This window comes from Pseudomonas sp. ML2-2023-6 (assembly GCF_037055265.1).
In the GTDB taxonomy this organism is placed as follows: Bacteria; Pseudomonadota; Gammaproteobacteria; order Pseudomonadales; family Pseudomonadaceae; genus Aquipseudomonas; species Aquipseudomonas kulmbachensis.
Genome location: NZ_CP146347.1, coordinates 3,484,537 through 3,506,561, shown reverse-complemented (window position 1 = coordinate 3,506,561; position 22,025 = coordinate 3,484,537). Strand labels below are relative to the sequence as shown.

Genomic DNA, 22,025 nt, shown 5'->3' with positions numbered 1-22,025 from the left:
ATGATCGATAACCAACGACGTAACTTGGTGATTGGTGCGCTCCTGGCTCCATTGGCTGCCAGTATTCACCTCAAGGCTTCGGCTGCTGACAAATCCATGCATGAGCATAAGATGCCTGACATGGGCCCCGACATGGATAAAGTGCCTTGGATGGGCGAAGAACAAATCGCAATGTTGATCTACCCAGGCATGACGGTGATGGATCTCGTCGGGCCGCACTGCATGTTTGGTTCACTCATGGGGGCCAAGATTTATATCGTCGCCAAATCGCTGGATCCAGTCACGAGCGATGCAGGGTTAACGATTGTCCCGACCGACACCTTTGATACCTGTCCTCGCGACCTGACTGTACTTTTCACCCCCGGTGGTACGGACGGCACCCTAGCAGCAGCCTCTGATGCCGATACCCTGGCCTTCATGGCTGATCGAGGGTCACGTGCCAAATACGTCACCAGTGTCTGCTCTGGCTCGCTGATACTTGGTGCTGCGGGATTGTTAAAGGGCTACAAGGCTACCTCGCACTGGGCGTGCCGGGATGCTTTGGCCGGGTTCGGTGCAATTCCGACTGAAGCTCGCGTTGTGCGCGACCGTAACCGGATCACGGGGGCGGGTGTAACAGCAGGGCTGGATTTTGGCCTAAGTATGGTCGCTGAGCTACGCGACCAGACCTATGCCGAGTGCACCCAACTGATGAGCGAATATGATCCTGAACCTCCGTTCAACGCAGGCTCCATGAAGACGGCTCCCCCATACGTGAAGAACGCAACGATCCAGATGGCTATGGACTTCACCAAACAGGCAGAAGCGCTTGCTGGCATAACGAAAAGCTAAAGCCTCCCAAGGCCTACAGCGCGTTCCATTGCTGGGGCGCGCCGTGAGCCTTCATTTACAACGAGTGTTTTGAGAGGAGACGCTAGTTGCAAGATTCAACACTAAGATCAGTCGGTGATAGATTCTGGAGGTAGCGGCTCAAATACCCGTGCCAGTAATGCAGTGGCATGCCTAATAGCTTTTTCACGGAAAATGCTGCTGACATTAATTCCCTCGGCGTGGATAAAGGTTAGGCCGTGTATGCCAAGAAACAAAAGCACCTGACGTAGATAAGGTTCTTGGTAATCCGAGCTGTCATCAGCATGAATTCCGCCTTGGACGGTTAGGATGATTGCGCGTTTACCGGTTAACAAACCTTGGGCGCGCGCGGGTGTGTATTTGAAAGCCACGCCAGCTCGGATCTCATGGTCTAAACAAGCTTTAAGAGTGCTGGGAAGAGTGAAGTTGTACATGGGTGATGCGATGAACAATACGTCAGCCTTTACTAGCTCGTTAACCAATTCGTTGGAGCGCTCCAAACAAGCCTGTTCACTTTCACTGCGCTGTCCAGCAGGCTTCATCCAACTACCTAGCAAGTTTGCATCCATGTGGGGTATGGGGTTGAGAGCCACGTCACGAATGATTATTTGATCTGTAGGATGGGCGACTCGCCACTGACTAATAAATTTCAGGGTCAGTTGGCGAGAAACTGACTCTTCTTGACGGATGCTGCTTTCGATGATGAGAACATTGGACATGATTTTTATTCACTATCGTCTTAAGTCGATAGGTCGACATTAATCGCTTTCACATCATAAAAAAGCGCAAAAATAGCTGTTACTTATCTACAAATTCGTTTTCATGCTCATAGTTGTTATCCAGTCGTTTGCCCAGGCATCAGAGCATTGGAGAGCGGGGCATTATTAGTTAGCGTCCAGTGAACCCCCCTTTGCTTTCTGGCATTCGAGAGGATGGTATCGGTCTGTGTTGAGTAGGCATTATTCCGTTCAATGTCAGGGTGCCGATGCCACTAGCGAATGGCTATATCTTCACCACGACTACTCCGATTCAAGCGTTACAAATTTACCGGATCTGTTAAATGTGTAGGTGAGTCTTCGCATCAACTCCAGCCTTCCAGGGTGAAGACCATGAATATCAGATCCAAGGAATCAAAACGACCACTGCAATGGGAAGTGCCACCGCTGCAAGCAACGTTTGACTGGCAATTATCCCTGCCATCAGTGGTGCATCCCCGCCTAGCTGTCGCGCCATGATGTAGGACGACGAAGCTGTAGGCAGTGCCTGGAAAAGCAATGCCGCGATTGCTGCTTTGCCGTCCAATCCAAACACATGACATGCGCACAGCGTGGTCAGCGGCATGATCATGAACTTGACCACCGATGAATACGCGACGGGTCGAACCCAGCTGTGCACAGAGCCCAGCTCAAGTGCTGCCCCTACACACAGTAAGCCAAGTGGTAAGGATGCTTGTCCTAAAGCCTTGATCACCGGCTCAATGCCAGCAGGCAGGCCCAATCCTAATGCCTGAAGCAATATCCCTCCGAAACAGGCGAGTACTAGAGGGTTAAGTGCCAACTGCTTGGCAACCTTGCCCAAAGACATCCTGCCACCTGTGCCATAGCGTGCGAACACCAATACGCAAAGGATGTTTACGGTCGGCACTATTGCAGCATTGGCTACGGCAGCCAGAGCGATGCCCTGAGCACCGAACAAACCGGCCACCACTGAGACGCCCACATAATTATTAAAGCGCACCCCTCCTTGGAAGACGGAAGTGAACGCCGCGTCGTTACCCTTAATGATCCGACGGGCGCCGACCATCAGCACAGCGACCATGACCGTCGAGAGTACAAGCGCCATGATCATCCCTTGGACTGGCACGTTGTCCAACTTGGCGGTTGCCAGACCATGCAAAAACAGCGCGGGCAGAAGAACGTAGTAGCCTAGGCGCTCGGCCTGTGCCCAGAAACTGTCTTCCAGAAACCGGCTGCGCTTGAGCCAGGCGCCCATCACAATCAGCACTGCTATGGGCGCAAGCGCAATCAAAAGTTCGGCGGTCACGAGTATGCCTCTAACGCACGAACCAACCGCTTGCATCCTTCAACCAGGGTAGCTTCGTCGGTGGCGAAGGAAAGGCGTAGATGTCCCGGTAGTCCAAAAGCACTTCCGGGAACCGTTGCAACGCCGACTTCGAGCAGATCTAACGCGAGAGATTGATCGTCAATGCTCGTTTTGAACTGAGGAAGCAGATAGAACGCACCCTCGGGGCATGATACCTCCAGTTTATCGCTCGCTTGGAGGACTTGAAGTGCGGCGTCTCGGCGCTGACGATAGATCGCGTTGCGCTCAGCAAGAAAACCTCGTGGCCCTTCAAGCGCAGCGACCGCAGCGAGCTGGCTCAAGGTGCTGGTCTGCGTACAGTTTTGAGATTGCACGGTAGTGATTGCCGAAATCAGCGACCTCGATCCGCAACCCCAGCCTACGCGCCAACCTGTCATGGCGTAGGCTTTGGATACGCCGTCGACGATGAGGATACGTTCTGCCAGGTCTGGCGCTACCGACGCCAATGTCAGACAAGGGCCTTGAGTGAATCGGATTTCCGCGTAAATATCGTCGGACAGCACCATCACATCCGGATACTGGCGCAGAACTTCAGCCAACGCTTGCAAATCGGTTTCTGAGTACAAAGAGCCGGAGGGATTACCTGGTGCATTGAGAATCACCCACTTGGGCGATTTTGCCAGGCGCAGACCTGCTGCCAAGTGCTCCGCTGTCAATCTGAATCCTTCCGAAGCGGTGGTCGGCAGAATGATCGGTTGGGCACCGCACATCTTAATCATGGCGGGATAGCTGGCCCAGTAAGGCGCCGGGACGATAACGTCATCACCGGGCTTAAGGGTCGCTTGGAAGGCGTTAAAGATGATCTGTTTTGCGCCACATCCAACCGCGATTTGATCATCGCCGAAATCTAATCCCCGGTCTTCCCTTACTCGCATACGGATAGCACTGCGGAGGGGCTCGATACCGTTCGATGGGGAATACGTCAGACGGCTGCCTAACGCTAGATGCGCAGCGTCGAGGACATGCTCAGGGGCATTGAAATCAGGTTCGCCGAGCGTTAAGTCAATTACATCCCGCCCCTCAGCGCGCATGGTGGCAGCAAGTTTGGCCATAAGCAGAATGGGCGATTGGAAAGCACTAGTTGGAGTTTCGTTGTTGTGCATGGTGCCCTTCAGAATGCGTTTGGATGGGCACCACGATAAGGAGTCGATACCTAAAGTAAAAACGATTTAAAATTGGTTGTTCAACAAGTTTTACTCATCGGTCGTTACGTGGGGGCGTGCTTTTTGACAGCCTCCGCCAGGGCGGTTGCTAGCCGTGCAAGTGGCCTTTCTTCTTGCTCCAGAAGCACAACACGACGCGTTCTTTGCGGTGATCCGAATGGCTGGACTTCTAGGTGCTTGAGTTGTTCAAGGTTCTGGCTGGATAGCGGAACCACTGACACCCCCAAACCGCTGGCAACCATCTGAATAATCGCATCCTGGCTGTCCAACTCCATACTGGTTTGCACATGCAGCCGCAGCCGGCGAAGCTCCCGATCTATGGTGCGCCCGGCCCAAGCCCTGCGGTCAAAGCGGATAAACGGTAGTTGTTGAAGTAGCTGTCGAAAATCTAAGCCTGCGCATGAACCGGGAGCAATGATCCAAAAGCCTTCCTCGTAGAGTGTTGTACTAACCAGACCATAAGGGTGCGGTTTCACAGGTTCTGTGGTGATTGCGACATCCAGCTCTCCAGCCTCTACGCGCGTGGCCAATTCGGCAGACATGCCCGAGGCTACGTTTATCCTTAGATGAGGGTGCTCGGCGGCCAGGCCGGCCAGGGCCAAAGGCAAGGCACTGGCCAGCGCAGTCTGGATGGCTCCAATTTTCAGTCGACCGCGCAGCTCGTTTTCACCACCAATGTCCGAAGCAATGCTGTCGTAAAGTGCAACGATCTCGCGCGCCCGCTCCACGGCCAAATGACCTGCATCTGTTAATACGGGCAATCGACGCGAGCGGTCAAACAACGAAGCGTTGAACTCCTCTTCAAGTGACTTTATGTGAAGGCTCACTGCCGATTGTGTGAGATGAACGGTGTCTGCGGCTCGCGCAAACGAACCGTGCTGAGCGATAGCGATTAAGGTACGAAGCGCGCGCAATGACATAGTGATCTCTCCTGCGTTGCATTCGGCAAGCAGGTGACTGGATTGATTGGAAAGTTGCTTTTTTAGGCAACTGGTCATGGCCTTCAACGGGGCCCTAGCAACCTTGATCAGCCATCGATGCTATTGGATTGCCAAATCACTTAGTGATGCGCGGTGATGATACACCCGCTAGCATCGTCTCAGACTATTGGTGCAGTGTCAGATAGCTATATGCAGACCGCTCCCCTGCACGTTAAGAATGCAATGATCCAAATGGCCGTGGACTTCACGAAGCAGGCAGAAGCACTTTCTGGGATGGCAAAAGGTTAGAGCCTTTATCTAAGGCACGCACCTTAGTGGGGGCGTGTCGTCCAATATCAACCAGATGGATATTGATCCAGCCTTCATTACTCTTACAGTCAGCAGCCAGTCGAAGATTTCCCCGGCAACATTGCTAGCGCGACACCGCCCAATACGATGCCTGAGATTAATAGTAGGTGCAGTGATATAGGCTCGTTCAGAATCAGTACGCCTGCGAGCGAAGCAATGATTGGAACGCTCAACTGAAGGGTGGCGGCTTGCTGGGAACTGATATGCCTGACAGTGCTGTACCAGAGCGCATAACCGCAGCCTGATGCCAACACGCCTGATGCAAGCGCGTACATCGCCCCAGTAGGGCTCATATGAAGGCCGCTTCCAAAAAACTTTACTGGAGCCAGTAAAAGTAAGAAAGGGAGACACCTCGCAAAGTTGCCTGCGGTTTCCGTCAGCGGATTCACAGCTGCTTTTCCGAGCAGCGAATAGACTCCCCACGCTACCCCTGAAATTGTCATCAGCACTGCGCTACTCAAGGGCGGCGAATTAGCGCTGGGTAGCAATAAGGTAAGTAAACCACCTGTTGTCACTAACATGCCTATCACCACTTTCTTTTGAAAGCGCTCACCTTGCGCCCAAGAAAACATAAACATTGTGATCTGCACCGCCCCGAATAAAATCAGTGCTCCCATTCCTGCGCCTAACTGAACGTAAGCGATAGAGAAGAGATAGGCGTATAGAAAGAGTGAAAGGCCTCCCTTCCAGCTTCCACGGATAGCGGCTTGAGGATTGCGAAATCTGATCAACAGCAGCAAAAATAACCCGCCACTGAACAAACGAATCACGGTGAATGACTCGGGATCGATTTGACCCTCCATCAGCGCCCGCCGGCAAAAAATTGAATTTGCCGCGAATGCCATCAGGCACAAGATTACTTGGAACACCCAGCGTGATCGCCTGGCACAGTCTCGATTAGCGGTTGATTGTATTTTCACCACAGATGAACCTAAGCGATAAAAAACGTTACTGAATCTCAAGGCCGCAGGAAGACAACTGAGAACTACTCACGGTTGGACATTCCAGGCCTGCCTCATTCACCCAAATCAGGTGAGGCGCAGTGGTGACATCCGCGAAGGTTTAACCCACGAATAACCAGAAACCAGAAGGAGCCCGTTCGGGCTCCTAAAAACTAACCGTTACACGTTTATGCCGAGAGGTATTCGTCCACAGATTTAACGGTGGCGTAGCCAAACTCAAATGCGGCCATCATCGCCGCATGCACTTGAGCGGCAGGCACGTTCACCCCGTGAAATGAGAGATCTAAGGTGGCGCAGGCATCATGCACCACAGTAACCGGATAACCCATATCCGCTGCAGCACGCACTACTGCGTCGATGCACATGTGGCTCATAGCACCTATCACCACGATATCCTGAACATCGAACGCATCCAGTTGCTTCTTGAGGTCAGTGTCTCTGAAGGCGTTGATGTGTTTTTTAACAATCACGGGCTCGTCACCCTCAGGAGCTACCTCTGGCTGAATCTGCGCGCCGCTGGATCCTTTGACGAAAATCGGGACATTCGCATCATCGGATTCGTGCCGTATGTGAAAAACAGGAATACCTTTATTTCGCGCATGGTCGATGACCCGACGAGCATTCGCAACAGCTGCCTCGATGCCACTCAAAGGTAATTTGCCAGTGGGCAAGTATTCGTTTTGCAGATCAATTACTACTAGACCTTGTTTCATGAACGATCTCCAATCAACTTTTCAATGTAATGTTGTTGTGAAGGCTGAGACGGCATTTGGGTAAGCAAGATGCCTTTTGCCCATGTCCAGCAGGGTTTGTATCAGTACTCCAGCGAAGCGCCGTCTTCCGGTATATCGACACGACCCTCGATACCTTGCTTATTGACGTAATTGCGTAACTCTTCACGGGTCAGGGACATATGGTTCACAGCGTCCATGTGCACCGCGACAATTTTTGCGTCTTTCGCGGTCTGTGTAGCACGCAGGACATCTTCCTCGCCCATGATGATCGCCCCCTCGAATCCCGTCATTTTTGCTTTCCCTGCGTTGAGCACGATTACTTCAGGGTGGTATTTCTCGATGGCTTGGTCGACCTCTTTACGCCAGATGGTGTCACCGGCGAGATAGAGAGTTTTGTAGCCTGGCGCTTGAAACACTACACCCATGGCTTCGCCTAGCGGTTTTGCGAGGGCTGGTACGGCATACATTTCGTCAGTGCCATGCTGCCCACCGGTCTTGGTTATTTTGACGCCGCCGAACTCAGCTTCGTCAGTCAGCACACGTACATTCTTGAACCCCTGGGAACGAATCAGCTGTGCATCGTCTTCGTGCTGAGTGAACAGTGGGATGTCTTTAGGCAGCGCTTTTTGTGCCGCATCATCCCAGTGGTCAAGGTGTGTGTGCGTGACGATGACAGCGTCCACACCGGAGATAACGTTGTCTGGGGTTTCGGGTAGATCAACCAGTGGATTGCGGAGGTTGCTTCGGTAGGTATTTTCAAACCCGGGGTAGGCACCTTTTTTAGCCAGCATGGGATCGATCAAGAACGTAGTGCCACCGTAGGTGATCTTCACCGTTGCATTGCGAACTTGCTGCAGATCCACTTTATGGGTTGCATCAGCCGTCTGAGGGGCGTTTGAGCCCGCAAATGCCTGTGTGGTGGCCACAGCGCAAGCAATGCTGAGGGCGAGAGAAAGAGGTGTAAAATTCATAGTGTTAATCCAGTAAATGCATCGAATACACCATTCTTGCCCAAAGCGCTAAAGCCTGATAGCGGCCTAAATGACATATTTCGATATAATCGGGCCAAATGTTCGAGGCTGCCAGATGAAACCCATACGTGTAGCTGTTCTAGCTTTTAACGGCGTGAGTCTGTTCCATCTTTCGGTGCCGGGAATGGTATTGGGGACGGCTCAATCCGAACCTGGCGAACCTCAATACGAGGTCAGCTACTGCACAGAGACGCCTGGAATGGTTAGCTGCGACCAAGGCATCGACTTAGCGGTTGCTCATGGCCTGGAACTCATGGAGGCATCTGATTTAATTGTCATTCCATCGTGGGGCGAACAATTGGTCGCGGCCTCGACACCGCTTTTGAGAGCCCTTCAGCAGGCGAATGCACAAGGCAAGCTCATCGTAGGGTTATGTTTGGGAGCATTCGTACTTGGAGAAGCCGGACTGCTTGATGGTAAAGAGGCGACCACTCACTGGGCAGGCAGAGACGAGTTTTCGCGACGCTTTCCTGAGGTTGGCTTCAGGCCCGATGTGCTCTATGTCAGTGACGGCAACATCATGACCTCGGCTGGAACGGTGGCGGCAATCGATTGTTGCCTGCATTTGGTGCGTCAGCGGCTCGGAGCTGATGTGGCGAATCGCACCGCGAAGATGTTGGTTACCCCACCGCACAGGCAGGGAGGTCAGGCTCAATACGTGGAGCATCCTGTGCCGAAACTCTCTAGCGAGACTCATTTGTCCGATGTGTTGGCGTGGGCTCGAGTGAACCTGGCCAGTGATCTATCGCTCGACGTCATGGCAGACAGGGCGAAAATGAGCAGGCGTACTTTTACCCGGCGGTTTCGGGAGGCCACTGGCAGTACCGTCTCTAAATGGTTGAATGCTCAGCGAGTCGTCAGGGCGCAAGAACTGCTTGAAACGACTGATTTACCTATTGAATGCGTTGCCGGCGAGGCCGGTTTTGGAACCCCCTTGTCCTTGAGGCAACAATTTGGCGCTCAGCTTGGAACGTCACCTTCAGAGTATCGACGAATGTTCTCTCGCGAAACGATACCGGGCGGCAAGGCAAGCGGCAGCTAGCATTAGACCTAACCGCTTATTCGCACCAAGGTTTGACGCTCAACGATGTGCTACTGGTCAGGCCGGAGCATTCCTGACTACCGCGAGTAGCGCCTGCAGCGGATGTAGAACAGTTACACTCTCTTTTTGCTTACCTGGCTTCGGCAAGAATAGCCATAAGCTAATAGCCGGCCTGAAACATTCATTTTTGTTACTAGTGGGCCCCAGGGTTGTTTGTAAATCACTTTAGACATCTCAGCATTCGTAGTCTCATATCCATAGGTATGGAAAGTGTATGGCCCAAGCGTAATATGGAGGTGTCTTGTTGCAGGTGCAAGACAAAGTCATGAACACTCTGCGGGACAGTGGCTTCATCGTCCCCGCTGAACCCAATGAGGTTGAAGCCCGATGTGGGTGTTTCTGGAATTTCGGGGAAGTATTCAGCAACGCAGTGCCAGTCGATGTCCTTCATCGCAAGCATCAGGACTTTGGAGTCAACTGTCTCAATCTATAAAGGCTTGAGCTGCATCAGCGCTTTTGCGTCGCGCAAAGCATCCATAAAACCTGCATAGCGCACGTTTACGAGGATCGAATACTTCGTGATAGGCAAGACGTTTAGCTTGGCCTCGACTGAAGCTCAGCGAGCCCTTAGAACCACACAATACGCTGTTAATGTTGAAGCTATCCTCTTGCTCGCGGAGATGTGCAAGGTCATAGCCGGTGAGGCAGCGGTTAAGTTTGGGAAGATTTGCGCAATAAGATAGGCTTGGTTGTCTGCAATACCGACTGCGCAGCGGTATACCTTACCGATCCGATCGCGACGCGCTGTTTCTTGCTCCAAAGAGCCTTTTTCCGATGGCGAGCTGTGGAGTAACTCACCACCCAGCAACACTGTGGGAATCTCTAGCACGTGGTCATGGGTTTTGCCGTAAGTGCCGCTGCCTTGGCCACTGGCATCAGTGTTGATCATCTGCCAATCGCTGCTCGGTTGGAGGTGGATGATTCAGGCGCGAAGAACAGCCCATAAGGTTTGAGCACCGTATTTAATTGATCTTTCATCACGCCACTTTGGACGCGCACCCACCGCTCTTCGGCATTGATCTCAAGAATGGTGTTCATGTGCCGTCACAGGTCTACGACGATGCCATCAGTCAACGACTGACCATTGGTACCTGTGCCGCCGTCGCATGAGATGAGCGCGACCTGCCGAAGCTAACTAACCTAATGCGTGATGCTACAGGGAAAATTGAGAGCTTATTGTCGTTGGGTGTAAAAATTGAATCATGATGTATTGTTTAGTTCTTTGTCGTCGGACTTGACTTGAAACGTGCTCGATACTCACCGGGTGTGACTGAATAGTTTTTTATAAAGCTACGGATTAAAGTTGATTCATTACGAAAGCCACACTTGCTAGCCACTGTTTTGAGTGGGGTGCTTGACGTGGCAAGTAAGTGTCGAACTGCTTCTAAACGGAGCTGTTCAACCATTTTGCTCGGCGTACTGCCTGTGCTTTCACTGTATTTTCTCGCAAAGGTTCTGTCACTCATGTTCATAAAACTGGCTAACGTAGAGACCGATAAGTCGCCACTGAGATTGTTGTTCAACCAAGCGTGAAGGTCTGAAAATTGACTGCTTTTGGATTGTAGGGTCAAGGATGAACTGAACTGATTTTGATCGCCGGGACGTTTCAAAAAAACAACCAAATGACGTGCAACTTCAAGTGCAGCCGAATGCCCCAAGTCGACTTCAACCATTGCAAGAGCCAGGTCGATTCCGGAGGTAACTCCAGCGGAAGTCCATAGGTCTCCATCGTTAATGAATATAGGCCCGCGCTTTACACTGACGGAGGGAAAGTCATGCTCTAGCTTGTCATAGGCAGACCAATGGGTGGTAACGCTTCGACCCTTCAGCTTTCCAGCGGTCGCTAGTGCAAATATCCCAGTGCACACGGAAACGAGACGCTTGGATTTTTCAGCGTGACTCACAAAATGAGTAAAGAACTTAGGATGCTCACAAAATGCATGTATTCCCGGCCCACCAGGGACGATAAGAGTATGTGCGGGAGAGGTGTGTGCGGCTAAAACTTCAGCGTTTAATGAAAGATTTGAGAGTATTTCAGTCGTTGGGCTTAGCGCGAGAATAGAGAAAGAGTAGGGCGGATGATCGGGGTGCGCAAAATGGTTAGCCGCCATAAAAACATCTAAGGGCCCGGCTAAATCGAGCAGGCTAACTTCAGGGTAGGTAATGAATTGTATGGACTTGGCTGGCATTTCAAATGACTCCTCCCAGGAGAGCACCTCCTGGATGACGATGAGTTTGGCAGAAATTGTCAACGTTTTGTCCTGTTTTTTTGTCAATGTAAACTTATTGTAGTTTTAATGTTGAATGCTCCAGGAACGCTCGGTGTGACATTGGTGGATACAGGTGTTGCTGAAAGCGCGCAATGAGCATTTTTACTAATAGTATTAACGTGGAGTTAATGAAATGTCGGGTCTTATGAAAAGCACAATGGGATTCGAAGTTGATATGGACGATGATTTTGAATTCAGGATTTCTAATATCCTTAATCAGGTGGAGCGAAATTTTTCAGGTGTCGCTAGGTGTGAGCTAAGAAGGGTTGCCGAGTCGAACAGCTGGATAATTGAGTGTTTTTGGAACGACCGACAAGCAATGCATGCTCATTTTTCCTCATGCCAACTGCAAGATCTGGTAGGAGTGTTGGTTTCTAGATCCCGTAAAATCGTATTTGAGTGCGATAATGAATAAGAATAAGTGTGTTTTCGGACTAAGTGCGCTTATGTATTCGAAGTCATGGCCGGTACGGGATTCAACATTGCAGGTATCTCTAAAACCACACTATAACTATCCGGTGCTGAATCTGCTGAGGCCAAATTGGCCTCAGCAATATTCCATATCAAAAATCCACTGTCACTCCGGCGTAAAGCGCGCGGCCATCACCTGGAGAGTGCAGTGATGCCTGAGCACCGTCTGGATCGTACCAAACGTATTCATAATATCGGTTTGTAAGGTTTTTTAACTGTAGATCGACGCTCACAGACGGCGTCACCTTGTAGATTGCACCGAGGTTCATTAGCACGTAACCACCATAAGTCCCCGTCGTGTTTTCTCGCTCCAGATAATAGTTGGTTTGGCCATTCATCCATGCGGTGAGTTGTAAGGCAGGTGTTGCCTCATAGCTGATCCCGGCGTTGTAAAGATGATGGGGGATGTGATCGATTTCCTGACCTTTGCTGTTAGGCAAAGAGGCACTCGGCTGGAGTATCTTAGAATACTGCCAAGAGTAGGCCATCCATATTTCAGTGCGCTCGTCCGGATGCAGGTTCATCTGCAAGTCATAACCCCACCGCCGGGTCTCACCCACGTTATCGGATTCGCCACTCGGGTCATTCAGTCTGCGACTGACCTCACCTGATGCCTCTTGCTGCCAATAGGCGACCCGGCCATCAACCCAGTCAGCCGGCGTGAACTTGATACCTGTCTCCCAGCCTTCGTTGATCGAGGGTGCGAGGTTTGCATCCCTAGGCGGGATCTTGTAAGCAGCAGCCCCTGTGCCCACTTGAAAGGTACGCCCCCAGTTTGCGTAGATGCTGGCGACGTCCCATGGGGAGTAGACAATACTGATCTTCGGTTGTTTGATCAGCCCGTAGTTGTTTATGTCGTAGTCCGTGCGGGTCAGTTCATTGGTGAAGTCGCCCTCAATCTTGTCAACCCGGTAGGCCGGCACGATTCTCAGTGACTCGAAAGGTTTGATCTCAGCCTGGACATAAGCGCCATAGGTGTCGAAGTTGAATTTTTGATCGCGAGTAGTAGCCAGACGTGCACGGTCTTTGGTGCGATACCGCTCACTCTTATTTTGCTGCTGTTGTATGTCTGCACCACTTTCTACGGCGAAGTCATAGAGCCAGCTAACTTCTGGCCGCCATGTCAGCGAGGTGAGGGCTCCGTACTGGGTTTCGTAGGTATCACGCTCTTGTTGAGAACTGGTGCTCCAATATTGTGTCCAGCGTCGGTCATCGAAGGTGTTCATGTAGGTCTTCGCTGACCAGGCCAGCGTATCAGTCAGGTCTGTATCGAAATGCAGACTGACTTGATTCATGCGCCGCGTGCCCTTGTCCGTAGCGTTAAAGCTATTGGTCATTTCTGGATGATGATGTGCATCGTCTTTAGCCAGATAACCTGCCTCCTGAGCTTCAGCCTCGTAATGACGGGCAATCAGACCGATACGGTAACTGTCATCATCGGGCGTGTAGAACCACTTGCCGGACATCGAATATCGGTCGGCTTCGGCATGATCCCGATACCCATCGGCCTTTTGGTAAGCGAAGAAGTAGTTTTGCGTCCAATTACTATTTTCGATGCCCTTTGCAAGTTGGGTTTCTCGAGTATTAAAACTGTCGTAACGGATGCGTGCCTTACTGTAATCGCCGCCTGTACGGGTCAACATATTCACGTTGCCAGCGATGTTATAGAGGCCGTAACGAGCATCACTGGTGCCACGCACCACCTCAATGCTGTCCAGCTCCATGGGGAAAATCATGTCCAAGAACGGCATGTTGCCGTCATTGCTGTTGCTCGGAATGCCGTCGATCAGCAGCTTCACTGCGTTGACTTCACCTTCGCCGTTGAAGCCGCGAAAGGAAATCTTGCCGGATGTGGTGCCTTGATTGAACTCAGTCAGCATGACTCCTGGTGCGCGGCTAAACAGCTCCCAACTGTAGTTGACTGGCATCTTTTCGAGGATATCTCCCCCTAGGATATCAACCGAGCTGAGAACGTTGCTTGCGTTCAACGGGCCGCCAGTCGAGCCCTGCACGTTAACCGCGCCCAAGGTTAGGGTTGAGTTTTCGGTTTTGCTGGCTTCAGCCAATGCATAGGACAAAGGGCTTATTGCAAACAGGCCAAGCGACAGCAATGGCCATAGTGAGCGGGACACAGACAAACACTTTGCGTGAGGCAAAGTAAATGGAGCAGGCATAGCACGAACTTCCTGATGATCAAGAAACTTTAAGGGCGTTTAAAGTCCATAGCTGGACGTTAAAAGGATTTAAAGAGGGCGCACCGGACATTGTCAGCGGTGTTGTGATCAGGTAAGGGGAGAGGCTCGTGGGCTTAGGCTGGGCCAGCGAATTCTTGGATGTCGTGTTGGGAAATCAGGATTATCAAGGGTGGTATTTGATGTGTACTGCGGTAGGAAATGCCGATAGTAATTGGAGGGTAATGCTGCTAATCCGGCATGACCACAGCAGCAGTCGCCGTGTTGCATGACAGATTTCGATTGGGCTATCTGCAAGGCATCAATCACCTTGCTGAGATCTTTAGGCAGGAGATTTGATTGTCCACTTGAACAGAACCCCCCCCAAAGCATCAGGCGCACGTCCGGCGTCTGTATCGCATGACTTAGCGGCATGGCGAACATGTTTAGCAAGACGGCCAGGCAGGCAATCCAGTGGCTGGTGCGTTTCAACGAACCCATAAAGGAAATGGCCGCAAAGGGGGGCGCTATTTAGCCCGCGTTAACGAATGATGTAAATTTTTCGAGAGTGCGCTATTTCGCCGCAGGTAAAGGTGGAAGAGGGCCAAAGGGGGCTTGATCTAAGTCTTCAGTCATCGCTCTCAGAGCATCTTAGATTCTTCAAGTCCGAAGGGAGTATCAATCATCGGGTGATGCCTGGCTAAGCTTGAAAAGTTACGTAGTACATCGAACATCTTGAGGAGCCGACTATCATCTTTCGTACTCCAGAGCTCGTTTGCAGCGGTGTCATTTCATTGGTCGTCCCGTCTGAAGCCACTCCAAGTAGGCTTGCAACACCGCTTGTACGGACGATTTTTGAATAAAGGTTCCAAGTACTCCTCCCTGATCACATAGTCAGACAGGTGAATACACCGATGATCATTAATGTTTTTGCTATACGAGGCCATCATACTGCGACAGCCTGTCGCAGGCTGGGCAAGAATTTTTTGGCGTAAATTATCAACGTTTGGGCCGGTTAGCTCTAACGATCTAAATTACAATCATTGCAAGGACTGCCCCAATTAAGTGGAGGCATAGAAGAGGTGTTCCTAGCCGTGTCTACAGCACGCTTCATTAGAAAGTGTATTGCGTCCATCCAGTGCTTGAGCGTCCGAGCGAATGCTCATCAGTCCGTTTTCGAATCTGATTGTCCTAAATACTAACTGATTAACCTTATCTTAATAATTGAACCGACAACTAATATTGCTATCCTAGCGATCAGTTTGACTATATACCCTTGATGACGCCTCGAACCTGAGCCCGGTGCTTTTACGCCTTTCGAGCTTGCTAGATCGTCACCTGAATTTAGCTAGAGGCTCGAAATGCATTCTTGGCAACGCTGGACATTAGGCATCCTTACAATTGGCGGCGGCGTGACAGGAATTGCTCTAGGTATCACATTCCTGGACGTTAGTATTTCTTGGCTCCCCGGGTTAGTTTCGGTCGTTTTCCTCACTCTTTATTTGTGGGGAACTTGGTGTGGCATAAAAATTTTAAAAGGCTCACCAGAAGCGCTACGCAGCAGCATGCCCTTTTGGTCAATCCAGATCCCGGTCATCCAGTCTTCTTTAGCCAGCTACATCTTCTCCAACGGAGCTTTTGCGGGAGTATTGTTGAAGCCAACAGAACACAGGTTCGATCTCCAAGTCTGGATCGGGAGTCAAGCGGAGATATCCGTTATGACTGGCAAGCCGCTAACTCTCGGGATCAATGTATTCGCTCTGTTTGTTGTTGTATGGTTATGGCGTTTGGTACGTGTGCAAGCCTCTACTACTTCATTAAAACCAGAACTGCTTTAAGGTTGAGCCAGCTTAGGCACAACATTTTTACGGGCTGTCCTGTCTGTGCCGATTGGCTCAAGTTGGCCAAAAGCGGACGTTCGCGAGTGACCGCTTTCGACGCACAGCTGCCTGTAATGTTAGGCTGATTTCAATCGATCGCCTTACTAACTGCGGCGCCAATAAGTGCGAACGGCGCCAGCACAACCACGAAGACTGTCATCCAGGCTCCCGTATAAGCCTCGTCGATCTTCTTTCCCAACTCTGATGTCGAGGAAGCAGGCTTTTCACGCTTGGAAACACTCAGTACATAACGATAATGCTCGGCCTGGTCACCATGGCGAACGCGGCATGGTTGTTGACTCACGTTTACATAGCGTCCTCTCGCTTTGTCACCTTCTCTTACCGACTGGTCGATTGTACTGTTATAGCTGTCGATGTCTTGTTGCAGGTTCTTCATCTGCGCCTTGAGGTCGGATTCACATTCGTCCTCGCTGGTGAATACGTGGCTATCCTTGTTGATCACGCTGGGACGATTTTGGCTATCCAGATAAACGTTAATTTCACCGCCGTACCCATCATCGCGTTGAAACACCCTGGCCCCCTGGAGTGTCTCGAAACCAGTTTTGGTGAGCGCGTTGAGTTCATCGCCGGAGAGCGGCTTATGCAAGGTATAGCCGTAGACCTGTGGCCCGATGATTCCCGTCTTCTTTGAAGGTGTGGAACACGCCGTTAATGATGAAGCAATAATCGAAAAGCATAGTGCGACACAGATCATCCTGTTCATGAATTCATCCGTTGAATTTTTGTATCACCAATAATCAGGGGTAGGGTACCTGACGTCTACACCAGCATGGTATGTACGAGTTGTTGGTTAGGGCATTATTATTCCAATAATACTGGGCGACGAGCTTGGACAAAATGATGGTGTCGGCGTTGGTGGCCTGCGAGCGCGAGTTTATCAACGCTCGCCACTGACTACTTAGCGTGTGAAATTTTGGGCAGCAACACTCCTGCGCCTCCTTTACACCATAGGGCCCTGCTAGCTAGGCAGGGCGATAACGCACTCAACCTGGCTACCGTTTCTCGAAATTGGTAGGTTCATCTCTGAGGTAGCGATGCAATTTTGCCGAGACCTCGGATAGTCCATGAACAGGATCGCTCATTACAACGTCCCCATTGGACGGGCGGATCATGAAGTTGGAAATGGACAGATCGAAATCAATGTCATGCAGATACTCAGGGAGTAAGCTACGCTGAACGACGCAATGTGCTGGCCGAGCGCGTGTTCAAACTACCCGACCAAAACCTCGACTCTGCAACCGCCGCCGGCGCACTGTTTCGTGGACTCACAGCCTGGTATCTCGCCACACGTTTGAAAGACATCAAGGCCGGTGATTGGGTGCTGGTACACGCAGCAGCGGGTGGGGTAGGTCTGATTTTGACCCAGTGGCTCTCTCATCTTGGGGCCAATGTGATCGGCACCTGCGTGGGTGACGAGAAGGCCCACATCCTCAAAGAGTACGGCTACGCCCATCCCATCAACATCGAAAAGCTCGATTTCCTCGAAGAAACCAAACGATTGACTGATGGCAAGGGCGTCAGCGTCGTCTACGAGTCCATCGGCAAGGACACCTTCGAAAAGTCTCTAGATTGTGTGCAACGCTTCGGTCTGGTGGCCTCCTTCGGCTGGGCGTCCGGTGATGTACCGCCCATAGATCTGGCCTACCTGCGCAACAAGGGTTCATTGTTCATCACCCGACCCACCATCTCGCATTACGTGGCAGAGGCGGCTGACTTCCAGCACGGCGCAGGAGAGCTGTTCGACCTGGTGAAGAAAGGTGCTTTACGCATTCGCATCGACAACGCTTATCCGTTGAAAGAAGCGGCTACTGCGCACCAAGACCTGGCGGCTCGTAAAACCAGCGGGTCGGTGATTCTCACTGTGTGACCGCGACGCTTTCTCCACAAAACAAGAACAAGGGAGAACACCATGTTACTTAAAGGCAAGACCGCCATCGTTACCGGTGGCGCCTCGCTGAGAGGCATCGGCTGGGCAACTGCCAAGTGTTTCGTCGAAAACGGTGCGCGTGTTGCACTTATAGACCTTGATCAGAGCGCGACCGACGCGGCGGCTGCTGAGCTCGGGAACGGTTGTATCGGATTGCAGTGCGACGTCCGTTCCGCGGACGCCTGCCAGCAAGCCGTAGATGCGGTTATCGATGTCTTCGGCCATGTAGACATCCTGATCAATAACGCCGGCGTAAGTCAGCCGTTCAAGCTGATGGCCAGCACGCTTGAAGACTACGACTTGGTCATGGATGTCAGCCTGCGCGGGGCATTCAACATGTCTCGAGCTCTTGTTTCACATCTTCGGGCCCGGCGCAGCGGTGCGATCGTCAACATGGGGTCGGTAGCTGCTCAGCGCGGTGGCGGGGTGCTTGGTGGGCCGCATTACGCCGCAGCAAAGGGTGGGGCGCAGACTTTGGCAAAGGCCATGGCGCGGGAACTGGCCATCGACGGTATCCGAGTCAATGCGATCGCCCCCGGCTTGGTCGATACCGAGCTGCTCATTGGAAAGCTCACTGATGAGGGGCGCCAGGCTGCATTGAACGCGACGCCTCTTGGCCGTCTGGCCATCCCCAAGGATATTGCCGACGCCTGCCTGTTCCTCTCGTCTGACCTTTCGAGCTACGTGACAGGCGTAGTTCTGGACGTCAATGGCGGGCTGCACATCCACTAGGTTGATGCCGCCATTGACGGCTTATATGGGAGATACCGATATGTTGCTCAAGGATAAGGTAGCGGTTGTCACGGGTGCGGCATCGCTCAATGGCATTGGCTGGGCCATCGCCAGTCGATTTGCGGAGGAGGGCGCAAAAGTAGTCTTGCTCGATATCGCAGCCGACAAACTCGAGATTGCCAAGGAAAACCTCGGTGATCCACATCAGGGATTGGTATGTGATGTCCGCCAACCGCCCTAGCAATTCCAGCTTTTAAAAGGCCATTTGTTGTCACCCCCTAAAAAATCCCCCCCCCCGCCTCAAGCTTAAGCCGAACCTTAACAGTATAGCTTTCTTGTACTCACTCCTTAAATTTACGATCTGTCAATAGAAAGCCCAAATAAATACGACGATCGGTCGTTGACCTCTCCGCAAAAAACAATGAGCATGTATTGACACCAGACAGCCCCAGGACGTGCGAAAGGTGAAACCTATTGACTTTAAAGGGTATTTTTATGCGCTTGCCACAAAATAGCGATTACGTCCCGGCTAAAGAAGCTGCCGCAATTCTCGGCCTGTCTCCTGAGACCCTTCGCTTTTGGCGGTACACCGGCAAGTACAAAGACATGCTGCCACCATTTATGCACATCAGCCGGAAGATCTTTTACAAAAAAGCTGATGTACAGCGATTTTCCGAAAAAAGCATGAGCGCCGCCTAACACCAGCCTGGTGTTTTACTCGCGGTAGAAAATAAGGTGCACCGTCTTTGGTTGAGGCGGTGCGCCTTTTCTTTTGCGCGATCACCTCTCCTACCTCATCACCAAAGATCCACTTGGAAGCCGCTTGGGAGCTGCTCGCTTGCCGCTTGCCAATAGAGACTGGCGATCAATCAGGAGCTTCTGTGGCTGGCGGGAGCTTATGTGGGCGGTGCGTAGCTTGCTGGAGATTGGACTTTTGAGCGCTGCGGCTCCCTAATAGCTCCCAAGCGCTGAGCTGTATGGACTTGGAAAGTATTTTACAGAGAGGAAATCGCTTCAACAGGCTGATTTAATTGAGGTTTTTTTGATTTTTTGTAACGCGAAGGGATGATGGGGGTTGACCCCCGGGGGATTTTAAGTCCCATGCGTCTACCAATTTCGCCATTCGGGCGGTAGCGCTGTAAAGCGGGTCAGGAAGGAAGGTGCTTTAACCAGTAAAGTACTCAGTGCCTGCGTGACAGGTGGACGAATATATAGAGCCTGCGCCGATGAGGCAAGTTCGATAGCGGTCATTTGTACACATTTTTTTGCTCGGTGACGGGATAAAACCGTCGAAAAATCATAGATATATGGAACGGGCTTGGTTTAATCCCGATAAATCGACCGTTTCGTGGGAGTCATGCCTATTGCTGTTTCGGCTTATGTTGCCGGGCTGGGCTAGGATGCTTGCACGACTGTTACAGAAGTGGGTGTGATGAATACAAGTGTGATTTACGCATTGGCAGCTGCCGCGCTGTTTGGCGCCAGTACTCCGTTGGCCAAGGTGCTGGGCACTGAAGTGCCGCCTGTGATGCTGGCCGGGTTGTTGTATTTGGGCAGTGGCTTGGGCCTGCTGCTGGTGCGTTGCATTCGCGACCGCGGCTGGTCAGCGTCTGGCTTGAGTGCAAGTGAGTGGCCCTGGCTGGTCGGTGCGATTGTATTTGGCGGAATTCTGGGGCCTGTGGCCCTGATGTTCGGTTTGACGCTCACCAGCGGCGCGACGGCTTCGCTGATGTTGAATCTTGAGCCCGTGCTGACTGCATTGTTGGCGTGGGTGGTGTTCAAGGAAAACGCTGACCGGCGGATTGTGCTGGGGATGTTGGCGATCATTGCCGGGGGCGTTGTGTTGTCGTGGCCCTCGGAGGCGGCAGCGGGGGAGTCGCACTCCTGGTTGGGGCCGCTGGCGGTTGCCTTTGCCTGTTTGTGCTGGGCGGTTGATAACAATCTGACGCGCAAGGTGTCTGCCTCTGACGCGCTGTTTATCGCCGGGGCCAAAGGCTTGTTCGCGGGGCTGGTGAACTGCACGATTGCATTCACGCTAGGGGCCAAGCTTGTGCCGCTAGCCGTGCTGAGCCCGACACTGCTGATCGGGTTTTTAGGCTATGGCGTGAGCCTGGTGCTTTTTGTGCTGGCATTACGCGGCCTGGGGGCTGCGCGAACCGGAGCGTATTTTTCGACAGCGCCTTTTTTGGGCGCGGCGATTGCCATTCTGGTGCTGGGGGAGTCGGTATCGCTGCTGTTTTGGCTGGCAGCAGCCTTTATGATTTTCGGGGTCTGGCTGCATCTCACGGAACGCCATGAGCACGAACATGAGCATCTGTCGCTCGAGCACACTCACCGCCATACCCACGACGAGCATCATCAGCATGAGCATGCCGAGGATGTTTCTGTGGATGGGCCCCACAGTCATGCGCATCAACATGTCGCGATCAGGCACAATCACCCGCATTTTCCGGATATTCATCATCGACATCGGCATTGAGTCGCGGTGTACAGGACTGCACCAGATGGACGCTTAACCCACTGATTTAAATGGAGCTATAGATCACGCATGTTTGAGCACATCGACTTCAATTACTTGCTGGCAACCTATGGCTATCTGGCCGTCTTTATCGGCTGTTTGCTGGAGGGTGAAACCATTCTGATCCTGGGAGGGATGGCTGCGCACCAGCATGTGCTCAAGCTCTTGCCAGTGATCGGTTACGCCAGCCTGGCGGGGATGCTGGGCGACCAGTTGCTGTTCTGGGCTGGCCGATATTTTGGTGCTCGACTATTACCGCGGCTGCATAAACAGCAGGCTGCCATTGATCGTGTGACGCAACTGATCAACCAGTACCCGACCGTGTCGATTTTCTCGGTGCGTTTCTTGTATGGCATGCGTCTTGTTGGGCCTATGGTGATCGGTGCGTGCAAGGTCTCGCCATTGAAATTCACCTGCATCAACGCCTTGGGCGCTGCCGCATGGGCAACGCTGTTTGCCAGTGCCGGGTATTGGGCCGGGGAGTTTTTGGAAGGTGTGCTGGGCGACCTGAAACCGTATCGTTTGCCTATTGCACTGGGTGTAATTGTGCTGATGGCGGTTGTAGCAATGGCCCGTTACTACAGAGCGAAAAACCGCACCGTCAAATCACTCTGACATGGCTGCTCAAGCATTTTGCGTTCATCTTTCCATGAGCGAGCGATCTGGACCGCAGTTGCAAAAAACAAACATGGAAGGCAAAGTCCGAGTACCCGGTTGCGTGACTGGGCCCTTGGCCTAAGCTCTGAATGACAGGCTCAACGCCAAGGGTTTCAAGGCATTGGCAATACGCTCGCGAAGCCGG

20 protein-coding genes and 1 pseudogene are annotated in these 22,025 nt (G+C 52.0%); 9 read left to right on the top strand and 12 right to left on the bottom strand.

The window, feature by feature from the left end; translation table 11 throughout:
* Positions 1-831 (top strand): DJ-1/PfpI family protein, encoded by an 831-nt coding sequence (locus V6L79_RS16005; protein WP_169916622.1) that lies wholly within the window; start codon positions 1-3, stop codon positions 829-831.
* Between the two features lie 107 nt (positions 832-938).
* Here V6L79_RS16005 and V6L79_RS16000 read toward each other — a convergent pair whose 3' ends face one another.
* From V6L79_RS16000 to V6L79_RS15970, 7 genes are all read right to left on the bottom strand, one after another.
* Positions 939-1,568, bottom strand: a complete 630-nt coding sequence (locus V6L79_RS16000) for an FMN-dependent NADH-azoreductase (RefSeq protein WP_169916623.1) — start codon at positions 1,566-1,568, stop codon at positions 939-941.
* 397 nt (positions 1,569-1,965) lie between these two features.
* On the bottom strand, positions 1,966-2,928 hold the full coding sequence (locus V6L79_RS15995; RefSeq protein ID WP_186348285.1) for an AEC family transporter: 963 nt from the start codon (positions 2,926-2,928) through the stop codon (positions 1,966-1,968).
* Positions 2,889-4,055: a pyridoxal phosphate-dependent aminotransferase gene (locus V6L79_RS15990; protein ID WP_169916625.1), complete on the bottom strand. Its 1,167-nt coding sequence runs from the start codon at positions 4,053-4,055 to the stop codon at positions 2,889-2,891. Before V6L79_RS15990 ends, V6L79_RS15995 begins: the two co-directional genes overlap by 40 nt.
* A gap of 104 nt (positions 4,056-4,159) precedes the next feature.
* Positions 4,160-5,035, bottom strand: coding sequence for a LysR family transcriptional regulator (locus tag V6L79_RS15985; RefSeq protein ID WP_169916641.1), 876 nt, complete (start codon positions 5,033-5,035; stop codon positions 4,160-4,162).
* A 398-nt stretch (positions 5,036-5,433) separates the two neighbouring features.
* Complete coding sequence (locus V6L79_RS15980; RefSeq protein ID WP_315246439.1) at positions 5,434-6,273, bottom strand: DMT family transporter; 840 nt, start codon at positions 6,271-6,273, stop codon at positions 5,434-5,436.
* Between the two features lie 260 nt (positions 6,274-6,533).
* Positions 6,534-7,079 (bottom strand): cysteine hydrolase family protein, encoded by a 546-nt coding sequence (locus V6L79_RS15975; protein ID WP_169917310.1) that lies wholly within the window; start codon positions 7,077-7,079, stop codon positions 6,534-6,536.
* Positions 7,080-7,180: 101 nt separating this feature from the next.
* Complete coding sequence (locus V6L79_RS15970) at positions 7,181-8,071, bottom strand: MBL fold metallo-hydrolase (RefSeq protein ID WP_169917309.1); 891 nt, start codon at positions 8,069-8,071, stop codon at positions 7,181-7,183.
* A 115-nt stretch (positions 8,072-8,186) separates the two neighbouring features.
* Here V6L79_RS15970 and V6L79_RS15965 point away from each other — a divergent pair, with 115 nt between their 5' ends.
* Positions 8,187-9,173 carry a GlxA family transcriptional regulator gene (locus V6L79_RS15965; protein ID WP_169917308.1) on the top strand — a complete coding sequence of 329 codons (987 nt, stop codon included), beginning with the start codon at positions 8,187-8,189 and terminating at the stop codon, positions 9,171-9,173.
* 265 nt (positions 9,174-9,438) lie between these two features.
* On the opposite strand, the pseudogene V6L79_RS15960 reads toward V6L79_RS15965, so the two are convergent.
* The 4 genes and pseudogenes from V6L79_RS15960 to V6L79_RS15945 all read right to left on the bottom strand — a co-directional run.
* Positions 9,439-10,361: pseudogene (locus tag V6L79_RS15960) on the bottom strand (FAD-binding oxidoreductase); the annotation flags it as partial.
* 86 nt (positions 10,362-10,447) lie between these two features.
* Entirely contained in the window at positions 10,448-11,485 is a 1,038-nt protein-coding gene (locus V6L79_RS15955; RefSeq protein ID WP_262372769.1) for a GlxA family transcriptional regulator, read from the bottom strand.
* A gap of 581 nt (positions 11,486-12,066) precedes the next feature.
* Entirely contained in the window at positions 12,067-14,148 is a 2,082-nt protein-coding gene (locus V6L79_RS15950; protein ID WP_169917307.1) for a TonB-dependent receptor, read from the bottom strand.
* Positions 14,149-14,256: 108 nt separating this feature from the next.
* Complete coding sequence (locus V6L79_RS15945; protein WP_169917306.1) at positions 14,257-14,646, bottom strand: DUF2946 domain-containing protein; 390 nt, start codon at positions 14,644-14,646, stop codon at positions 14,257-14,259.
* 860 nt (positions 14,647-15,506) lie between these two features.
* Between V6L79_RS15945 and V6L79_RS15940 the strand changes: the two genes are divergently transcribed.
* Positions 15,507-15,983 (top strand): hypothetical protein, encoded by a 477-nt coding sequence (locus V6L79_RS15940; RefSeq protein WP_169917305.1) that lies wholly within the window; start codon positions 15,507-15,509, stop codon positions 15,981-15,983.
* A gap of 130 nt (positions 15,984-16,113) precedes the next feature.
* Here V6L79_RS15940 and V6L79_RS15935 read toward each other — a convergent pair whose 3' ends face one another.
* Positions 16,114-16,749 carry a hypothetical protein gene (locus V6L79_RS15935; protein ID WP_169917304.1) on the bottom strand — a complete coding sequence of 212 codons (636 nt, stop codon included), beginning with the start codon at positions 16,747-16,749 and terminating at the stop codon, positions 16,114-16,116.
* A 483-nt stretch (positions 16,750-17,232) separates the two neighbouring features.
* Between V6L79_RS15935 and V6L79_RS15930 the strand changes: the two genes are divergently transcribed.
* The 6 genes from V6L79_RS15930 (at position 17,233) to V6L79_RS15905 (ending at position 21,838) form a co-directional block, all read left to right on the top strand.
* Positions 17,233-17,913 (top strand): quinone oxidoreductase, encoded by a 681-nt coding sequence (locus tag V6L79_RS15930; protein WP_169917303.1) that lies wholly within the window; start codon positions 17,233-17,235, stop codon positions 17,911-17,913.
* Positions 17,914-17,955: 42 nt separating this feature from the next.
* Positions 17,956-18,705 carry an SDR family NAD(P)-dependent oxidoreductase gene (locus tag V6L79_RS15925; RefSeq protein ID WP_315246419.1) on the top strand — a complete coding sequence of 250 codons (750 nt, stop codon included), beginning with the start codon at positions 17,956-17,958 and terminating at the stop codon, positions 18,703-18,705.
* A 40-nt stretch (positions 18,706-18,745) separates the two neighbouring features.
* Positions 18,746-18,946: an SDR family oxidoreductase gene (locus tag V6L79_RS15920; RefSeq protein ID WP_169917301.1), complete on the top strand. Its 201-nt coding sequence runs from the start codon at positions 18,746-18,748 to the stop codon at positions 18,944-18,946.
* A 254-nt stretch (positions 18,947-19,200) separates the two neighbouring features.
* Positions 19,201-19,404, top strand: coding sequence for a helix-turn-helix domain-containing protein (locus V6L79_RS15915; RefSeq protein ID WP_169917299.1), 204 nt, complete (start codon positions 19,201-19,203; stop codon positions 19,402-19,404).
* A 733-nt stretch (positions 19,405-20,137) separates the two neighbouring features.
* The gene (locus V6L79_RS15910) at positions 20,138-21,184 is read left to right on the top strand and encodes an EamA family transporter (RefSeq protein ID WP_321833206.1); all 1,047 of its coding nucleotides are present in this window, start codon (positions 20,138-20,140) and stop codon (positions 21,182-21,184) included.
* A 69-nt stretch (positions 21,185-21,253) separates the two neighbouring features.
* Positions 21,254-21,838, top strand: a complete 585-nt coding sequence (locus V6L79_RS15905) for a DedA family protein (RefSeq protein ID WP_261738344.1) — start codon at positions 21,254-21,256, stop codon at positions 21,836-21,838.
* Positions 21,839-22,025: the final 187 nt, after the last annotated feature.